The organism is Pantoea sp. Z09, from assembly GCF_022394795.1.
GTDB classification, from domain to species: Bacteria; Pseudomonadota; Gammaproteobacteria; order Enterobacterales; family Enterobacteriaceae; genus Pantoea; species Pantoea latae.
The window spans coordinates 2111813-2131752 of sequence record NZ_CP092373.1; the positions used below are offsets into that span (position 1 = coordinate 2111813).

Annotated in this window: 19 protein-coding genes and 1 other RNA gene; 4 read left to right on the forward strand and 16 right to left on the reverse strand. The window is 58.8% G+C overall.

The window, feature by feature from the left end; translation table 11 throughout:
- Positions 1-53 precede the first annotated feature (53 nt).
- Both ydiK and rprA read left to right on the forward strand, forming a co-directional pair.
- Positions 54-1175 (forward strand): AI-2E family transporter YdiK, encoded by a 1122-nt coding sequence (ydiK, locus tag MC269_RS10110; RefSeq protein ID WP_239952296.1) that lies wholly within the window; start codon positions 54-56, stop codon positions 1173-1175.
- 244 nt (positions 1176-1419) lie between these two features.
- Positions 1420-1527: antisense sRNA RprA (rprA, locus tag MC269_RS10115), an RNA gene on the forward strand.
- Positions 1528-1597: 70 nt separating this feature from the next.
- Here rprA and ppsA read toward each other — a convergent pair.
- Complete coding sequence (gene ppsA / locus MC269_RS10120; protein ID WP_239952297.1) at positions 1598-3973, reverse strand: phosphoenolpyruvate synthase; 2376 nt, start codon at positions 3971-3973, stop codon at positions 1598-1600.
- Between the two features lie 457 nt (positions 3974-4430).
- Here ppsA and MC269_RS10125 point away from each other — a divergent pair, with 457 nt between their 5' ends.
- Together MC269_RS10125 and MC269_RS10130 are read left to right on the forward strand one after the other, a co-directional pair.
- Positions 4431-5258: a pyruvate, water dikinase regulatory protein gene (locus MC269_RS10125; protein ID WP_081137326.1), complete on the forward strand. Its 828-nt coding sequence runs from the start codon at positions 4431-4433 to the stop codon at positions 5256-5258.
- Positions 5259-5409: 151 nt separating this feature from the next.
- Complete coding sequence (locus tag MC269_RS10130) at positions 5410-6456, forward strand: 3-deoxy-7-phosphoheptulonate synthase (RefSeq protein ID WP_239952298.1); 1047 nt, start codon at positions 5410-5412, stop codon at positions 6454-6456.
- Between the two features lie 4 nt (positions 6457-6460).
- Here the strand turns inward: MC269_RS10130 and MC269_RS10135 are convergent, their stop codons facing one another.
- From MC269_RS10135 to thrS, 15 genes are all read right to left on the reverse strand, one after another.
- Entirely contained in the window at positions 6461-7897 is a 1437-nt protein-coding gene (locus MC269_RS10135) for a YdiU family protein (RefSeq protein WP_239952299.1), read from the reverse strand.
- Positions 7898-8034: 137 nt separating this feature from the next.
- Complete coding sequence (locus MC269_RS10140; RefSeq protein ID WP_239952300.1) at positions 8035-8766, reverse strand: EAL domain-containing protein; 732 nt, start codon at positions 8764-8766, stop codon at positions 8035-8037.
- A 303-nt stretch (positions 8767-9069) separates the two neighbouring features.
- Complete coding sequence (locus MC269_RS10145; RefSeq protein WP_081137315.1) at positions 9070-9531, reverse strand: C40 family peptidase; 462 nt, start codon at positions 9529-9531, stop codon at positions 9070-9072.
- A 72-nt stretch (positions 9532-9603) separates the two neighbouring features.
- A complete protein-coding gene (btuD, locus tag MC269_RS10150) occupies positions 9604-10341 on the reverse strand; it encodes a vitamin B12 ABC transporter ATP-binding protein BtuD (protein ID WP_239952301.1) in 738 nt (245 codons plus the stop codon).
- Between the two features lie 3 nt (positions 10342-10344).
- The gene (locus MC269_RS10155; RefSeq protein ID WP_239952302.1) at positions 10345-10890 is read right to left on the reverse strand and encodes a glutathione peroxidase; all 546 of its coding nucleotides are present in this window, start codon (positions 10888-10890) and stop codon (positions 10345-10347) included.
- 39 nt (positions 10891-10929) lie between these two features.
- Entirely contained in the window at positions 10930-11913 is a 984-nt protein-coding gene (gene btuC / locus MC269_RS10160) for a vitamin B12 ABC transporter permease BtuC (protein ID WP_239952303.1), read from the reverse strand.
- A gap of 99 nt (positions 11914-12012) precedes the next feature.
- Positions 12013-12363, reverse strand: coding sequence for a DUF2502 domain-containing protein (locus MC269_RS10165; protein ID WP_239952304.1), 351 nt, complete (start codon positions 12361-12363; stop codon positions 12013-12015).
- Positions 12364-12569: 206 nt separating this feature from the next.
- Positions 12570-12872 (reverse strand): integration host factor subunit alpha, encoded by a 303-nt coding sequence (gene ihfA / locus MC269_RS10170; RefSeq protein ID WP_033747517.1) that lies wholly within the window; start codon positions 12870-12872, stop codon positions 12570-12572.
- A 4-nt stretch (positions 12873-12876) separates the two neighbouring features.
- The gene (pheT, locus tag MC269_RS10175) at positions 12877-15264 is read right to left on the reverse strand and encodes a phenylalanine--tRNA ligase subunit beta (protein ID WP_239952305.1); all 2388 of its coding nucleotides are present in this window, start codon (positions 15262-15264) and stop codon (positions 12877-12879) included.
- A gap of 14 nt (positions 15265-15278) precedes the next feature.
- Positions 15279-16262, reverse strand: coding sequence for a phenylalanine--tRNA ligase subunit alpha (gene pheS / locus MC269_RS10180; protein ID WP_239952306.1), 984 nt, complete (start codon positions 16260-16262; stop codon positions 15279-15281).
- Positions 16263-16407: 145 nt separating this feature from the next.
- On the reverse strand, positions 16408-16452 hold the full coding sequence (gene pheM, locus MC269_RS10185) for a pheST operon leader peptide PheM (protein ID WP_121626058.1): 45 nt from the start codon (positions 16450-16452) through the stop codon (positions 16408-16410).
- 120 nt (positions 16453-16572) lie between these two features.
- Positions 16573-16929, reverse strand: a complete 357-nt coding sequence (gene rplT, locus MC269_RS10190; RefSeq protein WP_010616241.1) for a 50S ribosomal protein L20 — start codon at positions 16927-16929, stop codon at positions 16573-16575.
- Positions 16930-17015: 86 nt separating this feature from the next.
- A complete protein-coding gene (gene rpmI / locus MC269_RS10195; RefSeq protein WP_081137701.1) occupies positions 17016-17213 on the reverse strand; it encodes a 50S ribosomal protein L35 in 198 nt (65 codons plus the stop codon).
- A 99-nt stretch (positions 17214-17312) separates the two neighbouring features.
- Positions 17313-17855, reverse strand: coding sequence for a translation initiation factor IF-3 (gene infC / locus MC269_RS10200; RefSeq protein ID WP_081137301.1), 543 nt, complete (start codon positions 17853-17855; stop codon positions 17313-17315).
- Between the two features lie 4 nt (positions 17856-17859).
- Positions 17860-19788 carry a threonine--tRNA ligase gene (thrS, locus tag MC269_RS10205; RefSeq protein ID WP_081137299.1) on the reverse strand — a complete coding sequence of 643 codons (1929 nt, stop codon included), beginning with the start codon at positions 19786-19788 and terminating at the stop codon, positions 17860-17862.
- Positions 19789-19940: the final 152 nt, after the last annotated feature.

Here is a 19940-nt window from a genome sequence, read left to right on the forward strand (position 1 = left end):
AAACCGGGCCTGATTGCCCCTTAATGAAGGATTATTAGAGGTCGTTCTCTGTTATGAAAAACCTGCACCGCTCCACGGATATGCCGCAGATGCTCTTTACGCTGATGTTTATCCTGCTGATGATCGTCGCCTGTATCTGGATTGTTCAACCTTTTATTCTGGGCTTCGCCTGGGCGAGCATGGTGGTAATTGCGACCTGGCCGCTGATGCTGCGCGTGCAGCGGCTGCTGTGGAACCGTCGCTCGCTGGCGGTGGTGGTAATGACCCTGCTGCTGCTGCTGCTGTTTATTATTCCTATTGCGCTGCTGGTCAACAGCCTGATCGACAACAGCGCCCCCGTTATCGCCTGGGCGACCCAGGGCCATATGGAGATGCCCTCGCTGCTGTGGCTGAATGATATTCCGGCCATCGGCGACAAGCTCTTCTCCAGCTACCATAAGCTGATCGCGGGCGGCGGCTCCGCCATTATGGCGAAGCTGCAGCCCTACGTCGGCCGCACCACCGGGTTTTTCGTCGCTCAGGCGGGCCACTTTGGCCGGCTGATGATCCACCTCGGCGTCATGCTGCTGTTTAGCGCCCTGCTGTTCTGGCGCGGTGAACAGGCGGCGCAGGGCATCCGCCACTTCGCCTTTCGCATGGCGGGCCGCCGCGGCGACGCGACCGTGCTGCTGGCCGGTCAGGCGATCCGCGCCGTGGCGCTCGGCGTGGTGGTGACCGCACTGGTGCAGGGCGTGCTGGGCGGCATTGGGCTGGCGCTCTCTGGCATCCCCTACGCCACGCTGCTCACCGTGCTGATGATCCTCTGCTGCCTGGTGCAGATTGGGCCGCTGATCGTGCTGGTGCCCGCCATTATCTGGCTTTACTGGAGCGGCGACACCACCTGGGGCACGGTGCTGTTGATCTGGAGCTGCGTGGTCGGCACGCTGGACAACGTGCTGCGTCCGATGCTAATCCGCATGGGCGCGGATCTGCCGATGATCCTTATCCTCTCCGGCGTCATCGGTGGACTGGTAGCGTTCGGCCTGATCGGCCTGTTTATCGGGCCGGTGGTGCTGGCGGTCTCCTACCGTCTGGTCTCCGTCTGGATGCATGAAGCCCCGCCGCCGCCTGAGGGCGATCTCGCCAGTGTGGTGGAGATTTTGTCCGATCACGATGAAGAGCACCTTCCTTCCTGAATCCGCATCGGGGCGGTTAACCGCCCCGATGCATTTGCGTCACGGTAATATTTTTTTCCATTAGCGCTTTTTAAGAAAAAACGCAGTTTTCGGCCATGAGGCCGCATATCAGCGGCGAATAGTTTATTTTTCGCACTGTTTTACCCGACTTTTCGCGCAAAAGAGGTGACAAAAGTTTACTGGCTTTAAACTAATAAGAGGATTCTTAAAGACTCAGGGCGGCGCGGTGAATAACATGATGCCTATGTTTGAAATCAACCTACTGATTTTTAAACAACCTTTTTCCCCTGAGTAAAGTAAAGAATTGCTGTGTGTAGTCTTTGCCCATCCCCTGTGATGGGCTTTTTTTTTGGCCGAATTAATGTAAAAAGGCCAGCAGCGCTGGCCTTTTATTAGTGGCATGACTCAATGCGGCTGGTGCGCTAGCTGATTTCCGCCAGCGACAGCCAGGTTTCCACCACGGTATCGGGGTTCAGCGACAGGCTGTCGATGCCCTGCTCCATCAGCCAGGCAGCGAAATCCTGATGGTCGGACGGCCCCTGGCCGCAGATGCCGACATATTTGCCCTGTTTCTTCGCCGCCTGAATTGCCATCGACAGCAGCGCCTTCACCGCCTCGTTGCGTTCGTCGAACAGCGCCGACACCACGCCGGAGTCGCGATCCAGCCCCAGCGCCAGCTGCGTCATATCGTTCGAGCCAATAGAGAAGCCGTCGAAGTGCTCCAGGAACTGCTCGGCCAGCAGGGCGTTCGAAGGAATTTCGCACATCATGATGATCTTCAGCCCGTTCTCGCCGCGCTTCAGCCCCTGACGCGCCAGCTCCTCGACCACGGCTTGCGCCTGATCCACGGTGCGCACAAAGGGAACCATGATTTCAACGTTGGTCAGCCCCATCTCGTTACGCACACGCTTCACCGCGGCGCACTCCAGCGCGAAACAGTCGCGGAAGCTGTCTGCCACATAGCGGCCCGCACCGCGGAAGCCGAGCATCGGGTTCTCTTCTTCCGGCTCGTAGCGCTCGCCACCGACTAAATTGGCGTACTCGTTCGATTTGAAGTCCGACAGGCGCACAATCACCCGCTTCGGCGCAAAGGCGGCGCCCAGCGTGGCGATCCCTTCAGTCAGGCGCGCGATATAGAACTCAACCGGATCGTCGAAGCCTTTCATCATGGCGCAGATCTGCTGCTGCAGCTCTGGCGTCTGCTGATCAAACTCCAGCAGCGCTTTCGGGTGCACGCCGATCATGCGGTTGATAATGAACTCCAGACGCGCCAGGCCAACGCCCTCGTTCGGCAGGCAGGCGAAGTCGAACGCGCGGTCCGGGTTGCCGACGTTCATCATAATCTTCAGCGGCAGCGCCGGCATTTCATCTACCTGCGAGCTGGTCACTTCAAAGTCGAGCAGATCGTTATAGACATAGCCGGTATCGCCTTCGGCGCAGGAGACGGTGACTTTATTGCCGTCTTTCAGGCGGTCGGTGGCGTCGCCGCAGCCGACCACCGCTGGAATGCCCAGCTCGCGCGCGATAATCGCCGCGTGACAGGTGCGTCCGCCGCGGTTGGTGACGATCGCCGACGCTTTCTTCATGATCGGCTCCCAGTCCGGGTCTGTCATGTCGGTCACCAGCACGTCGCCTTTCTCGATGCGGTTCATCTCGCTGATGTCGTGGATCACCTTCACTTCGCCGGCGCCGATGCGGTGGCCGATGGCGCGGCCTTCCACCACCACGCTGCCTTTGCCCTGCAGGTTGTAGCGCTCCATCACCTGGCCGTTAGAGCGTACGGTTTCCGGACGCGCCTGAACGATAAACAGCTTGCCGGTGTGGCCATCTTTGGCCCATTCGATATCCATCGGGCGCTGGTAGTGCTGCTCGATCAGCACCGCCTGGCGCGCCAGCGCCTCTACTTCTTCATCGCTCAGGGAGAAGCGGTCGCGCTCGACGTCCGGCACGTCTTCAATACGCACCTGTTCGCCGTGCGACTGGGAGTCGGCGTAAACCATGCGCACCTTTTTCGAGCCCATATTGCGGCGCACGATAGCGGGACGATCGGCGGCCAGCGTTGGCTTGTGCACGTAAAACTCGTCCGGGTTGACCGCGCCCTGCACCACCATTTCGCCGAGGCCGAAGGCGGAGGTGATAAACACCACCTGATCGAAGCCCGATTCGGTATCGATAGTAAACATCACGCCTGACGAGGCGAGATCGGAACGCACCATACGCTGAATGCCCGCCGACAGCGCCACGCCGCGATGGTCGTAGCCCTGGTGCACGCGATAGGAGATGGCGCGATCGTTAAACAGGGAGGCGTAAACGTGCTTCACGGCGATCATCACCGCGTCAAAGCCCTGCACGTTCAGGAACGTCTCCTGCTGACCGGCGAAAGAGGCGTCCGGCATATCTTCCGCCGTGGCGGAGGAGCGCACGGCGAACGACGCCTCCGCATCATCAGAGGAGAGCTGCGCGTAAGCCTCGCGAATAGCCGTTTCCAGCTCGGGCTGGAACGGAGTATCCACCACCCACTGACGGATCTGCTTACCGGCTTTCGCCAGCTGATCCACATCGTCAATGTCGGTTTTGTCCAGTAAATCGTAAATGCGCTGGTTCAGGCCGCTCTGATCGAGGAACTGATTAAAGGCGTAAGATGTGGTCGCATATCCGTTGGGCACAGAGACGCCCAGCGACGACAAATTCGTAATCATTTCACCGAGAGAGGCATTTTTTCCTCCCACGCGATCGACATCATGCATGCCAAGCTGGTTATACCAGAGCACTAACGGCTGTTCGCCTGTAATGGACATCGAGATTATCCTTTTAAGAATGAATGGGCACATGGAACATTTTGCTATTCGCAAAATCAGCCTGGCACAACGCGCAATTAAAGACTAAGTGTTGAATCGTTAAAGCGCAGAAGAACAGACAAATTAGGAATTATTCCGATAAATTTTGCCTGTTGCGCAAAGCGGCTATTTTACGCTAACTGCATGATGTTATTGGTTTAGTCTATATTTCATCAGCTTAACGCACTTTTTTGTTGCGCAACGCCGCGCGGGCTTATTTCCTGTTCCCGACAAACCCGGCAGGAAAAAAGACGAAATAAAACACCATTTCACTATTTAACGCCGCCCTTATACGCGAGGTTAATCACGAAAAAACAAAAAATTCATAAAAGTCACCTATGGATTTTTTATTTTGTTTAAGCCGATCGACTAAAACTGCTAACGTAATCGATCTCCTCTTCCGCAACAGGATAACGCCATGAGCAGCGAAAGAAGCGTTTTTTATATTTCAGACGGCACCGCCATTACGGCTGAAGTGCTGGGCCACGCCGTGCTGTCGCAGTTTCCGGTGGGATTTAACAGCCTGACGCTGCCCTTTGTCGAGAACGTGCAGCGCGCTCAGGCGGTGAAAGCGCAAATTAACGCGCTCTATCAGAAAAGCGGCGTGCGACCGCTGGTGTTTTTCTCCATCGTAACGCCGGAAGTGCGCGACATCATTATGCAGAGCGAAGGGTTTTGTCAGGATATCGTCCAGGCGCTGGTGGCGCCGCTGCAGGAGGAGCTGGGCATGGCGCCGGCACCGGTCGCGCACCGCACCCACGGGCTGGACGCCAGTAATCTGGGCAAGTATGACGCGCGCATCGCCGCCATCGACTACACCCTGGCGCACGACGACGGCATCTCGCTGCGCGGGCTGGAGGATGCGCAGGTGATCCTGCTGGGGGTATCGCGCTGCGGCAAAACCCCCACCAGCCTCTACCTGGCGATGCAGTTCGGCATTCGCGCCGCCAACTACCCCTTTATTGCCGACGATATGGACAACCTGAAGCTGCCCGCCGCGCTGCGTCCGTTTCAGAACAAGCTGTTCGGGCTGACCATCGATCCGGAACGGCTCGCCGCCATTCGCCAGGAGCGGGCGGAAAATACTCGCTACGCCTCGATGCGCCAGTGTCGGCTTGAGGTCGGTGAGGTTGAAGCGCTGTTTCGCACCCATCAGATCCGCTATCTCAACAGCACCAACTATTCGGTGGAGGAGATCGCCACCAAGATACTCGACATTATGGGCCTGACGCGCCGCATGTACTGAGCCGCCGACGGCAGCGCGTTGTAAACCGCCGCTGCCGTCCGCTAAAAATCCATTTCAGTTTATAGGGTTGCATTCGCAGGCTAATAATTTATTGTGATCACCATCACTTCCCGGTATGTCACCGCTGCGAAGAAAAGCTTTCGAGATCCTCATGAACAAAACTGATGAACTGCGTACGGCACGCATCGGCAGCCTGATCACGCCTGCCGCGTTAGCCGCTGAACATCCCCTTTCCGCCGACGTGGCGGAGAACGTTACCCGGGCGCGTCAGCGCATCGCCCGTATTTTGACCGGCGAAGACGCGCGTCTGCTGGTCATTGTCGGCCCCTGCTCGCTGCACGATCCGCGCGCGGCGCTGGACTACGCGCAGCGGCTCAACACGCTGCGCGAACGCTACGCCGACCGCCTGGAAATCGTGATGCGCACCTATTTTGAGAAGCCGCGCACCGTCGTGGGCTGGAAAGGCCTGATCTCCGATCCCGATCTGGACGGCAGCTTTAACGTCAACCGCGGCATCGGCCTGGCGCGCCAGATCCTGCTCGACATCAACCGCCTTGGGCTGCCCACCGCGACGGAATTCCTCGATATGGTCACCGGCCAGTTTATCGCCGACCTGATCAGCTGGGGCGCCATTGGCGCGCGCACCACCGAGAGTCAGATCCACCGCGAGATGGCCTCTGCGCTCTCCTGTCCGGTGGGCTTTAAAAACGGCACCGACGGCAACGTGCGCATTGCGGTGGATGCGATCCGCGCCGCGCGCGCCAGCCATATGTTTCTCTCGCCGGACAAAACCGGTCAGATGACCATCTATCAGACCAGCGGCAACCCGCACGGTCACGTTATTCTGCGCGGCGGCAAGGCGCCAAACTACCACGCCGACGACGTGGCCGCCGCCGGCGCCAGCCTGCGCGAGTTCAGCCTGCCGGAACAGCTGGTGATCGACTTCAGCCACGGCAACTGCCTGAAGCAGCATCGTCGTCAGAAAGAGGTGGCGGCAGAGGTGGCGCAGCAGATCCGCGCCGGCTCACGCGCGGTGGCGGGGGTGATGATCGAAAGCTTTATCGAAGAGGGCAATCAGAAGGTGGCCGCGGGCGAGCCGCTGGTTTACGGCCAGTCGATTACCGATCCCTGCCTCGGCTGGCAGGACAGCGAAGCGGTGCTGGCGCTGCTGGCCGAGGCGGTAAATAGCCGTTTCTGAGCCGCTAGCTGGAGCAGCTCACCTCCAGCGTTTTTCCCCAGTCCGGCGGCCGCTGACGATACTCAGCGGCCGTTTCGTCGCTAAACGGCTGCTGCAGCGCCTGATGTAGCCTCGCCAGCGCCCCGCTTTCCCCTTGCTCCGCGCCGTCGATCGCCTGCTGCGCCAGATAGTTACGCAGCACCAGCGCCGGATTGACCGCCTTCATTGCCTGCTGCCGCGCCGCGTCGCTGACGCCCTCCTGCTGCAATCGCGCACGATAGCGCTGATACCAGCCGTCAAACGCGTTGCGATCGATAAATTCGTCGCGCAGCGGCGAACGCGCCTCTGCCTGCTCCGTCTCGCTCAGCAGGCGGAACGTCAGGGTATAGTCGCTGCGCTCCTGCGCCATCAGCGCCAGCAGATCCACCAGCAGCGCGTTATCGCCGCTGTCGGCCTGGGTGAAGCCCAGCTTCGCCCGCATGCGCTCGCCCCACTCCTGCATCAAAGCCGGCTCATAGTGGCTCAGCGCCTGTTTGAGCTGATCGACGCTCAGCAGGCCGGAGAGCGCATGCGCCAGCCGGTTCAAATTCCACAAACCGATCATCGGCTGATTTTCGAAGCTATAGCGTCCCTGATAGTCGCTGTGGTTGCAGATAAAGCCGGGCTGATAGTCGTCGAGGAAGCCGTAAGGGCCGTAGTCGATAGTGAGTCCCAGCAGCGACATGTTATCGGTATTCATCACGCCGTGCGCGAAGCCAACGCTCTGCCACTGGGCAATCAGACGCGCGGTGCGCTCCACCACGTCGGTAAACCATAAAAGATATTTATCCGCCTCGTCGACCAGCTGCGGCCAGTGATGGCGCAGCGCATAGTCCGCCAGCTGCGTGACCTTTTCCTGCTGCTGGTTATAGAAAAAATGCTCGAAATGGCCGAAGCGCAGATGGCTTTCAGCGATGCGCATCAGGGTGGCACCGCGCTCCGGGGTTTCGCGATAGACCGGCTCGTCGCCGATGGCGATGGCGAGGGCACGCGTCGTGGGAATGCCAAGGTGATGCAGCGCCTCCGAGGCGAGAAATTCCCGCACCGTCGAGCGCACCACCGCGCGTCCGTCGCCCATGCGCGAGTAAGGGGTCAGCCCTGCGCCTTTGAGGTGCCAGTCCACCTTGCTGCTGGCAGAGAGACGCTGTTCGCCGAGCAAAATGCCGCGGCCGTCGCCCAGCTGGCCAGCCCAGACGCCGAACTGATGTCCGCTGTAAACCTGCGCCAGCGGCTGCATGCCGGGCAGCAGCGCGGCGCCGTGCCAGACGCCGTGACCGTCGCCGGCAAACAGTGCTGCATCAAGGTTAAGGGCCTGCGCCAGCGGCGCGTTGTGGTAGAACAGGCGTCCGCCCTGAAGCGCGGTCGGCGACTGAGGGGTATAGCAACCCGGCAGCTCGCGCTGCCAGCTATTATCAAACAGCATAGACTCTCCCGAGCGGCGGCCAGTGGCGTTCAGGGCCGTCGTCGTTGTGAAAACAGGACAGGGATCGTCCCGCGCAGACGCGCTACGGCGGGATAGCGCCAAGTATAGTGGCGGGCAGGCGATTACAACAGGCGGGCTTAGTCAGGCGCGCAGCATTCGCGCGCGATCAGGCGGTTGAGCGCCTCGGCTTTGACCGGCGGAAAAAGCGCGCCCTGCATCACGGCGTCCGGCAGCGTGGCGATTTTATCCAGCAGATTGCGGTCGTCAATGCCGCAAATAATCATCAGCTGCGTATGGCTGCGAAAGTTATCGATGATGCTTTGAATAAAGGGCTGGAAAGAGGCGCGTTTCGCCAGCGCCTGAATAAAGGTTTTATCCAGTTTAATGCAGTCAAACAGATTATCGTAGACCGCGCGGGTCGAGGATTTGCCCGCGCCGAAATGCGATAATGATAAACGGAACTGTTGTTTTAGCGCGGATATTAGCGGGTCATTTACGCCGTTTAAAAGCTGCGGAAACGTTTCGCTGAGATCGAGTAATAAAAACGGCAGCTGCTTAATTTTGCGTATCAGTAATTCGCTTGCCAGCAGCGTTTGCGCCAGATGTTCGTCAATGCGCATAAAAGCCAGAACCTGGTTTTCATCAAAAAAGGCGTAATGCTGTTCCAGTAAGGCAATCTGGCGCTGCAGCAGGCGCAGCCTCTGCGTTTCATTGAGCTGCGGCAACAGCAAGTCCTGCGGCAGGGTCACCGGCGCCGTGTCGTGCACAAACTGGCTGACCAGCTCTACGGCCACCAGCTGCCCGCTTATTGTGCAGGCGGGATAAAACCAAATTTCCGACTGATAGTCGGCCGATATATGAACTTTCATTTTTACAGCCAGATAAAGTGGCGACTGGCGCATCGTATATCATCGAAATCGGGCAGGCAATAGCACCAAACGCGGGAAGAGATGGACATCTTTGCCGTTAAATTGCGCTTTGGCCGCTGCCTTAGATCCCTAAGCCAAATAACGATGGCGTGAAATAGCGTTTACCCTGATATTAACGACTCGCCCTATTGATATAATTATTTTTCAGCAGCGTAAAGTGCCATTTTAAATAAGAGTTATCCTGCGGCGCATTTTTTGCGCCTTTATTTTCCCGCCGGCGTCAGGGCCGCGCGCGCATTTGGCTTAAATACGGCGCGCCTGCCAGAACGCTTTGCGCCAGTACTGATTGTCCAGCGAGGAGCGTATGACGCCCTGGCTGGTCGAGGCGTGAATAAAGGCGTTGTCGCTGTCGTAGATGCCGACGTGCAGGCCGTTTTCCCCCGCGCCGGTTTTGAAAAATACCAGATCGCCCGGCTGCAGATCCGCCTTGCTGATGCGCGTGCCGATGTCGCTTTGCGCCCGTGTGCTGCGCGGCAGCTGCAGGTCGAATTTGTCGCGCATAGTGAGATAGACGAAACCGGAGCAGTCGACGCCGCCGCGGCTCATGCCGCCGTAGCGATAGGGCGTGCCGCGCCACTGACCCAGCTGCTCGTTGAGCTGCGCCACCACCATAATGCTGTCCGACAGCCGCCCGTTCACCGGCGGCGCGCGATGGCTGCTGCATCCTGCCAGTATTAGCACCAGTAATAACACGCCCATCCGCATCCGCGCACACTCTCCGTTAGTCGCAACGGCCACACTCTAGCGTCAGGCGCGCGGCCTGGCAAGCGGTGCCCGTCAGGGCTGCGCAGTCAGCAGCGGTCGGCCATCCAGCTCCAGCTGGCGGAAAGGAATGGCGTAGAGGTCGCTGAGGCGCGCTGGCGTCATGATCGCCTCTGCCGCGCCCTGCGCGACGACTCTGCCCTGCGCCATCAGCCAGACGCTGTCGGCGTGGCGCAGCGTGTGGTTGAGATCGTGGCTGCTGGCAATTACGGCAATCCCGGCGCGACAGCGTTCGACGATCAGAGCGTGAACCGCCTGCTGCTGCGCGATATCCAGCCCCGTCATCGGTTCGTCCAGCAGCAGCACGCGGGCGTCGGGATTACGCGACGGATCGATCTGGGCCAGCACCGCCGCCAGCCTGACGCGCTGCCATTCGCCGCCCGACAGCTGGGTCAGCGGGCGTGCCAGTTTGTCCTGCAGCTGCAGTTGCTCGAGCAGCGCGGCCACCGACGCGTCCGGCGGCGCGTCGCCCAGATGCAGACGCAGGTAGTGATAGACCGGCATAAAGCCCGGCGCGACCTGCTGCGGCAGCCAGGCGCGCGCCCGCGCCAGCGCCGGAGCACGCCAGGCGCTCAGCGGACGCGCGCACAGACGGATCTCCCCTTCGCCCGGCAGCAGGCCCGCCATCAGGGCCAGCAGGCTGCTTTTGCCGGCGCCGTTCGGCCCGACCAGATGCAGCAGCGTGCCGGTGGCCACCTCGGCGGAGAATGACGCCAGCCGTCCCGGAACGGCGGCGTCCTTAAGGCTCAGCATCTTTTACTGCGCCAGCGCCTGCTCAATGCTCTGCTGGATCAGGGCGTCGTCCGGCGTCATATCCGGCGCAAAGCGTTGCACCACGTTGCCCTGACGATCGATAAGGAACTTCTCGAAGTTCCACAGAATATCGCCTGGCGCTTTCGGCGCGCGGCCTTTGCTTGCCATGCGCTCATAGAAGCCGCTGCCTTCCGGACGCAGCGCCTCTGGCTGCGCCGCGATCAGCTGGGCATAGAGCGGATGGCGCGCTTCACCGTTGACGTCCCCTTTGGCCAGCAGCGGAAACGAGACGCCGTAGGTAGTGCTGCAAAAGGTTTTGATTTCGCTATTGCTGCCGGGCTCCTGCTCGAGGAACTGGTTGCAGGGAAAGCCGAGCACGCTGAAACCCTGCGCCTGATAGCGCTGCTGCAGCGCCTCCAGCTGCTCATACTGCGGCGTCAGGCCGCACTTTGAGGCGACGTTCACCACCAGCAGCACCTTGCCCTGCCACGCTTCCAGCGTGGTTTTTTCGCCGTCGATGGTGGTCAGTTCGGTTTGATAAAGGCTCATAGCACTCTCCTGTCGTGGATGCAGATACGCCAGCCGCAGCTAGCGCGTTGATTTAACTAACAGCGCAATAAACAGCGGCGCGCCCAGCGTGGCGGTCACCACGCCAATGGGCAGTTCCGCCGCGGTCAGCGCCAGGCGCGCAAGGATGTCGGCCGCCAGCAGCACGCCGGCACCCGCCAGCGCCGAGGCGGGCAGCAGATAGCGGTGGTCGCTGATGCCGCTCAGCCGCAGCAGGTGCGGGATCACCAGGCCAACAAAGCCGATGGCGCCCGCCATGGCGACGCTGACGCCCACCAGCCAGCCCATCGCCAGCACCAGAATATTGCGCCAGAAAAAAAGCGGCAGGCCGAGCTGCCGCGCCGAGGTTTCGCCCAGCGCCAGCAGGTTCAGCACGCGTGCGGTGGCGATCAGCCCGCCGGTCACGGGCAGCAGCGCCAGCATCATCCAGCCGTAGCGCCAGTCGATGCCGCTAAAGCCGCCCATCATCCAGTACATCAGCTGGCGCAGATCGAGGCTGGTGCTGAAGTAGACCGCCCAGGTCATGATAGCGCTGCAGATAATGCCCAGCGCCACGCCGGTCAGCAGCAGGCGCGTGATCGAGAGCTGACGGTGCGCAAAATAGAGCAGGATCAGGGTCATCAGCAGCGCGCCGGCCATCGCCGCCAGGCTCAGACTCCAGAGCGAGCCGCTGCCGAAGAGCACGCCCAGCACCAGCCCGACGCCCGCGCCGTTAGAAACGCCGAGCAGGCCGGGTTCCGCCAGCGGATTGGTAAACAAGGCCTGCATGACCACACCGCACACCGCCAGCGCCGCGCCGACCAGCACCACCGCCAGCGTGCGCGGCAGGCGCAGCTGCCAGACGAAGAGCTGGCCGCTGTCGCTGAGCCACCGCGACGGCGCAATCCAGCTGTCGCCCGCGCACAGGCTGAGAATAATCAGGGCCAGCAAGAGAAGGCTCAACGCCGCTATCGCGCGTTGGCTGCGACGATCCGCCTGATGAGCAAGCTGCTCCAGCAAGGACATAATTGAGGATTCGCTGAGAAAACAGAGATTTGATTGTAGAGAGATTGGCGAAAAAAGAAAGGCTGGCGTAGGCGGCGCCGAGGGGCGCCGCACGGGAGATCAACCGTGGTCAGGACGCGGCGGCACCGGCTCGCGATCGTTATGCGCCTGGGCGTCGTGACGCGGCGCACTGTCGCGCTTCGCTGCGGGTTTGTCGTGGCCCGGGCGCTGCGCCTGCCAGCCGTTACCGTTCCAGTAGCCGTGCGGCCCTTTCAGCCCGACGTTGCGGCCATGGTGCGCTTTCCACCAGGTCGGCGCGCGCCAGTCAAAGCCGTCCCAGTAGTAGCCGCGATGATCGCGGTCGCCGATATGGACGCTGACGCCCGGTGCGTTGTTGTGATGCGGCGCATTGGCGCTCGCCAGCAGCGGCATCCCCAACAGGACGCTTAAAAGCAGTGCAGTTTTTTTCATTTGAGTCACCTCTTGTTATCTGTCGGCGCAGTTATAACAAAAGCGTTGCGCGCGTCACTATCGGCGCGTGCCGATTTTCAGCTCTTTTTCCAGATGCTTACGAAATGCTGACACTGTGGAGGGAACGGGGAGAACGGCGAAAAATGCGCCCGCGCGCATCAATGAAAAAGGCCGCATAAGCGGCCTTTTTAGAACACTGAAATCGGTCAGTCGTTATCTTTCGGAGAAGCGTTTTCGACGCGGCTTTTCAGCTTCTGACCCGGGCGGAACGTCACCACGCGGCGCGCGGTAATTGGAATATCTTCCCCCGTTTTTGGATTTCTGCCTGGACGCTGATTTTTATCGCGCAGGTCGAAATTACCAAACCCAGACAGTTTTACCTGCTCGCCATTCTCCAGAGCGCGGCGAACCTCTTCAAAAAACAGCTCCACCAGCTCTTTCGCGTCGCGTTTGCTCAGCCCAAGCTTCTCAAACAGGTACTCTGACATTTCAGCTTTTGTAAGCGCCATAGGTTCAATCCCTCAAGGTTGCCTGGAATCGCTCTTTTAATGCCGCAACGCATTTGCCAACGGTCGCGGCAATCTCCTCTTCTTCGAGTGTCCGGCTGGTATCCTGCAAAATCAGGCTGATGGCGAGGCTCTTGAAACCCTCTTCAACACCCTTACCGCGGTACACGTCAAACAAGTTTACGCCAACTACCTGATTTACGCCAACTTTCTTACACTCGGCGATGATATCTGCTGCGGGGACGTTTTCCGCCACCACAACGGCGATATCACGACGGTTCGCCGGGAAGCGTGAAATCTCGCGCGCATCAGGCAGGACGCGGTCTGCGACCTTATTCCAAAGCAGTTCAAAGACTAAGGTGCGACCGTTGAGATCCAGCTTACGTTCCAGCTCAGGATGAACCACCCCGATAAATCCGATTCGCTCGTCCTGCAAATAAATTGCCGCGCTCTGCCCCGGATGCAGCGCCGGATTGGCTTCGGCACGGAAACGGATATCGTCCAGTTTGCCGGTTAAATCGAGCAGCGATTCTAAATCGCCTTTTAAATCATAGAAGTCAACCGCCTGACGCGCCAGATCCCAGTGCTCTTCACTGCGGTTGCCGCTCAGCACGCCCGCCAGCATAAGATCCTGACGGATGCCCAAATCCGCCTGGGTATCAGGCACAAAGCGCAGACCACTCTCAAACAGGCGCACGCGGCTCTGCTGGCGGTTCTGGTTGTAGACCACGGCACTCAGCAGGCCGGTCCACAGCGACAGGCGCATCGCCGACATCTCGCTGGAGATTGGGCTCGGCAGGATCAGCGCCTCTTCGCCCGGATGCAGCAGCTGCTGAATCTTCGGGTCGACGAAGCTGTAGGTGATCGCTTCCTGATAGCCTTTATCCACCAGCAGGGTTTTGGCGCGCTTCAGCGAGAGATCCGCTTCGCGGTGTTGGGTCATCACCAGGCCTGCCTGCACCGGCACGTCCGGGATGTTGTTATAGCCGTAGACGCGCGCGACCTCTTCAATCAGATCCTCTTCAATCGCCATGTCGAAGCGCCAGCTCGGCGCCACCGCTTTCCACTCGCCCTCGCCCAGCGTCACCTCGCAGCCGAGGCGCGTCAGAATGTCGGTCACCTGCTCGTCGGCCACCACATGGCCAATCAGGCGATCCAGCTTCTCGCGGCGCAGCGTGATGGTGGTGCGCGCCGGCAGCGTGGCCGCGTGCGTCTGATCGATAACCGGACCGGCCTGGCCGCCGCAGATATCCAGCAGCAGCTGCGTGGCGCGCTCGATAGCTTTGTGCTGCAGCGCCGGATCGACGCCGCGCTCGTAGCGGTGCGAGGCGTCGGTGTGCAGGCCGTGACGGCGTGCGCGACCGGTGATCGCCAGCGGGTCAAAATAAGCGCACTCGAACAGGATGTTCTGCGTCTCTTCATTGACGCCAGAGTGCTCGCCGCCAAAGATGCCGCCCATCGCCAGCGCCTTATGATGATCGGCGATCACCAGCGTGTCGCTGCTGAGCGTCGCTTCGCTGCCGTCGAGCAGCGTCAGGGCTTCGCCCTCTTTCGCCATGCGCACCACGATGCCGCCGTCGATGCGGTCGAGGTCGAAGGCGTGCATCGGCTGGCCCAGCTCAAGCAGTACGTAGTTGGTGATATCCACCACCGGATCGATAGAGCGGATGCCGCAGCGGCGCAGCTTTTCGCGCATCCAGAGCGGCGTTGCGGCTTTAACGTTGATGCCTTTCACCACCCGGCCCAGGTAGCGCGGGCAGGCGTCAGTGGCGTCGACGCGGATGGGGAAGGTGTCGCCGATCGCGGCGGGCACTGGCTCGATGGCCGGCGCGGTAAGCGGCAGGCCGTTCAGCACCGCCACGTCGCGCGCCACGCCGATAATGCCGAGGCAGTCGGCGCGGTTCGGTGTGACGCTGATCTCGATGGTGTTGTCATCGAGCTTCAGGTAGTCGCGGATATCCGCGCCAATCGGCGCATCGGCCGGCAGCTCGATAATGCCGCTGTGATCGTCGGAAATGCCCAGCTCGGAGAAGGAGCAGAGCATCCCTTCCGACGGCTCGCCGCGCAGCTTCGCCGCTTTGATTTTAAAATCGCCCGGCAGCACGGCGCCGACGGTGGCGACGGCGACCTTGAGACCCTGACGGCAGTTTGGCGCGCCGCAGACGATATCGAGCAGGCGATCGCCGCCGACGTTGATTTTGGTGACGCGCAGTTTATCCGCGTTCGGGTGCTGGCCGCACTCCACCACTTCACCGACCACTACGCCATGAAACGCGCCGGCAACCGGCTCCACGCCGTCCACTTCCAGACCGGCCATGGTGATCTGTTCAGAGAGCGCAGCGCTGTCCAGAGCCGGGTTTACCCATTCGCGTAACCAGAGTTCACTGAATTTCATTGGATAACCTGCCCTTATTTAAATTGTTTGAGGAAACGTAAATCATTTTCGAAGAAGGCGCGCAGATCGCTCACGCCGTAGCGCAACATGGTGAGACGCTCCATGCCCATACCGAAGGCGAAGCCGGAGTAAATTTCCGGATCGATGCCGACGTTGCGCAATACGTTCGGATGCACCATGCCGCAGCCCAGCACTTCCAGCCACTTGCCGTTTTTACCCATCACGTCCACTTCCGCTGAGGGTTCGGTAAACGGGAAGTAGGATGGACGGAAGCGAACCTGCAAATCTTCTTCAAAGAAGTTGCGCAGGAAGTCGTGCAGCGTGCCTTTCAGATTGGTGAAGCTGATGTTCTTGTCGACGATCAGCCCTTCCATCTGGTGGAACATCGGGGTATGGGTCTGATCGTAATCGTTACGGTAGACGCGGCCCGGCGCGATGATGCGGATCGGCGGCTGCTGATTTTTCATGGTGCGGATCTGCACGCCAGAGGTCTGAGTGCGCAGCAGACGCGTGGCGTCGAACCAGAAGGTGTCGTGATCGGCGCGCGCCGGATGATGGCCCGGAATATTGAGCGCGTCGAAGTTATGGTAGTCATCTTCGATTTCCGGACCGGTCACCACCGCGAAACCCAGCTCGCCGAAGAAGTTTTCGATGCGATCGATGGTGCGCGTCACCGGATGCAGCCCGCCGTTTTCCGTGCGGCGCCCCGGCAGGGAGACGTCGATGGTTTCGGCGGCGAGGCGCGCGTTGAGCGCGGCGGACTCCAGCGTCTCTTTGCGCGCGTTAAGACGCTCCTGCACCTGCTGCTTCGCCTCGTTGATCACCGCGCCAGCGGCCGGACGCTCTTCCGGCGGCAGCTCGCGCAGCGTGGTCATCAGCTGCGTCAGGTGGCCTTTTTTGCCGGTATATTCGACGCGCACCGCGTCAAGGGTGGCGATATCCGTCGCCTCGTCGATAGCGGCCGTGGCGCGGGCCACCAGTTCTGCGAGTTGGGACATGGTTTCCTCTTCTTCCAGCCGGGCTGGTCAGTTCTCGTTGGGACGTATCCGTCCAATATGCTTCGCCAGAAACACGAAAGCCTCCACGAGGGAGGCTTTCGGCGCGATTTTTCGTTTCTTTTCTATGCGCAAAAGCCCCTGAGTGTCAGGCGCTAAAGTAAAAAAAGAAACGGAAAATAGCAGCATGCATGCTTGCGTTACCTTGCTGTGATTCTGAGGGCACTATTGAAAAGCCCTGCGGTGAAAATGTCAATCTTTTGCTTGAGTTACAGGCAATAAAAAAGGGAGCAAGCTCCCTTTTTCATCTGACTTACGCCAGAGCTGATTTTGCTTTTTCGACCAGTGCGGTGAACGCCACTTTGTCGAATACAGCGATGTCAGCCAGGATCTTACGGTCAATTTCAATGGACGCTTTTTTCAGGCCATTGATGAAACGGCTGTAAGAGATGCCGTTCTGACGCGCTGCGGCGTTGATACGCGCAATCCACAGTTGACGGAACTGACGCTTACGCTGACGACGGTCACGGTAAGCGTACTGACCAGCTTTGATAACAGCCTGGAAGGCAACGCGGTATACACGTGAACGTGCACCGTAGTAGCCTTTAGCTTGTTTTAAGATTTTTTTGTGACGTGCGCGAGCAATTACACCACGTTTTACGCGAGCCATGTGAGCTCTCCTGTATCAATATTCTGTGATGCCCTGACTCCTCTGCTTATCGCAAAGGCCTGGGGCAGATTTATAAAAAAGTTAACTTATGCGTACGGCAGGCAGGCAACAACCAGACCCAGATCGCCTTTAGACACCAGGCCTTTCGGACGCAGGTGACGTTTACGCTTAGTTGATTTTTTAGTCAGAATATGACGCAGGTTTGCGTGCTTACGCTTGAAGCCGCCAGAAGCGGTCTTCTTGAAGCGCTTAGCCGCGCCACGTACAGTTTTAATCTTTGGCATTTTAAAAATATCCACTTCGCATTGTTAATAAAACGAATCAGACAGGCGAACAAAGAACCGCACAGCGCGAACGCTGCGCGGTCACTGTTACTTGAAAGCCTACTGTTTCTTCTTGGGAGCGAGCACCATAATCATCTGGCGGCCTTCGATCTTCGATGGGAAGGATTCGACCACTGCCAGTTCAACCAGATCTTCTTTCACGCGGTTAAGCACTTCAATACCGATCTGTTGGTGCGCCATCTCACGACCGCGGAAACGCAGCGTGATCTTGGCTTTATCGCCTTCTTCCAGAAAACGAATCAGGCTGCGGAGTTTTACCTGATAGTCGCCTTCATCGGTACCAGGACGGAATTTAATTTCCTTAACCTGGATAACTTTTTGCTTCTTCTTCTGTTCCTTAGAAGATTTGCTTTTTTCATAAAGGAACTTGCCGTAGTCCATAATACGGCACACCGGCGGTTCGGCGTTTGGGCTGATTTCTACTAAATCAACACCTGCTTCCTCAGCTTTTTCAATAGCTTCGCGAAGGCTGACAATACCAATCTGTTCGCCATCCACGCCAGTCAAGCGTACTTCAGTGGCACGGATTTCACCGTTGATTCGATTCGGACGCGTCGGTTGTACTCGTTTTCCGCCTTTAATAACCTTATTCCTCTAATTGGTGAAGATTGCGGCTGCGAATCTCTTGTTGCAGCTTCTCAACAAACACATCGATGTCCATCGTCCCGAGGTCTTTACCACGGCGGGTGCGAACGGCCACTTTGCCAGCTTCCACCTCTTTGTCACCGCAGACCAGCATATAAGGGACGCGACGTAATGTGTGCTCGCGGATTTTAAAGCCTATCTTCTCGTTTCTCAAGTCTGCTTTCACACGAATGCCAGCATTCTGCAATTTGCGTGTCAACATGTCGACATATTCTGCCTGCGCATCGGTAATATTCATCACTACCGCCTGCATCGGCGCCAGCCACGTCGGGAAGAAACCGGCAAACTCTTCGGTCAGGATGCCGATAAAGCGCTCCATTGAACCGAGAATGGCGCGGTGAATCATCACCGGCGTCTGCCGATCGTTGTTTTCGCCCACATAGGTGGCGTCCAGACGTTTTGGCAGGGAAAAGTCTAGCTGAACTGTGCCGCACTGCCAGGCGCGATCGAGACAGTCATACAGGGTGAATTCAATTTTCGGACCGTAGAATGCACCTTCTCCGGGCTGAAATTCAAACGGAATTTCGTTTTCATTCAACGCGGCGGCTAAATCTTCTTCCGCGCGGTCCCACATTTCATCGGTGCCGATGCGCTTCTCAGGACGCGTGGAGAGCTTCACCACGATCTTTTCAAAGCCGAAGGTGCTGTACATGTCATACACCATGCGAATACAGCTGTTCACTTCGTCGCGCACCTGATCTTCAGTACAGAAGACGTGGGCGTCATCCTGGGTGAAGCCGCGGACGCGCATCAGGCCATGCAGCGCGCCTGACGGCTCGTTGCGGTGACAGCTGCCGAACTCCGCCATGCGCAGCGGCAGATCGCGGTAGGACTTCAGCCCCTGATTGAAGATCTGCACGTGGCCCGGACAGTTCATCGGTTTGATGCAGTATTCACGGTTCTCAGAAGAGGTAGTGAACATCGCCTCTTTGTAGTTTTCCCAGTGCCCGGTTTTTTCCCACAGCACGCGGTCCATCATAAACGGACCTTTCACTTCCTGGTACTGGTACTCTTTCAGCTTGCTGCGCACGAACACTTCCAGTTCGCGGAAGATGGTCCAGCCGTCATTATGCCAGAAAACCATGCCCGGCGCCTCTTCCTGCATATGGTAGAGGTCGAGCTGCTTGCCGATTTTACGGTGATCGCGCTTCGCCGCCTCTTCCAGACGCTGCAGATAGGCGTTGAGCTGCTTCTTATCCGCCCAGGCGGTGCCGTAAATACGCTGCAGCATTTTATTGTTGCTGTCGCCGCGCCAGTAGGCGCCCGCGATTTTCTGCAGCTTAAAGTGGTGACAGAAACGCATGTTCGGCACGTGCGGACCGCGGCACATGTCGACATATTCTTCGTGATGATAGAGGCCAGGATGGTCGTCGTGGCTGATGTTCTCATCCAGAATGGTGATTTTATAGCTCTCGCCGCGCTCGGCGAACACATCGCGCGCCTGCTGCCAGCTGACGACTTTCTTCACCACGTCGTAGTTGGTTTCGGCCAGCTGGTGCATGCGTTTTTCCAGCGCGTCGATATCTTCCTGCGTCAGGGTATGATCGAGATCGACATCATAGTAGAAGCCGTTGTCGATAACCGGACCGATCGCCATTTTGGTGTTGGGCCACAGCTGTTTGATAGCGTGTCCCAGCAGATGCGCGCAGGAGTGGCGAATGATCTCCAGACCCGCTTCATCTTTTGCGGTAATGATGGCGACGGAGGCATCTTCGGTGATGGGATCGACCGCATCCACCAGCTGCCCGTTAACGCGTCCGGCAATACAGGCTTTCGCCAGGCCAGGACCGATATCCAGCGCGATATCCATCACGCTCACCGCGCGATCGTAGCTGCGCTGGCTGCCATCAGGAAGAGTAATTACAGGCATTTCATATCCTTAATTGCAGTGGTAAGCCACACGAAAGCTTACATACAACATTGAGTAAGAGTCGTTGCCCGGCGTGATGTCAGACCCACGTTGTCGGAATGACGCCAGGATTGTAGTGCGCCGCTGATGATAACAGCTTTGAACGGCCAGCA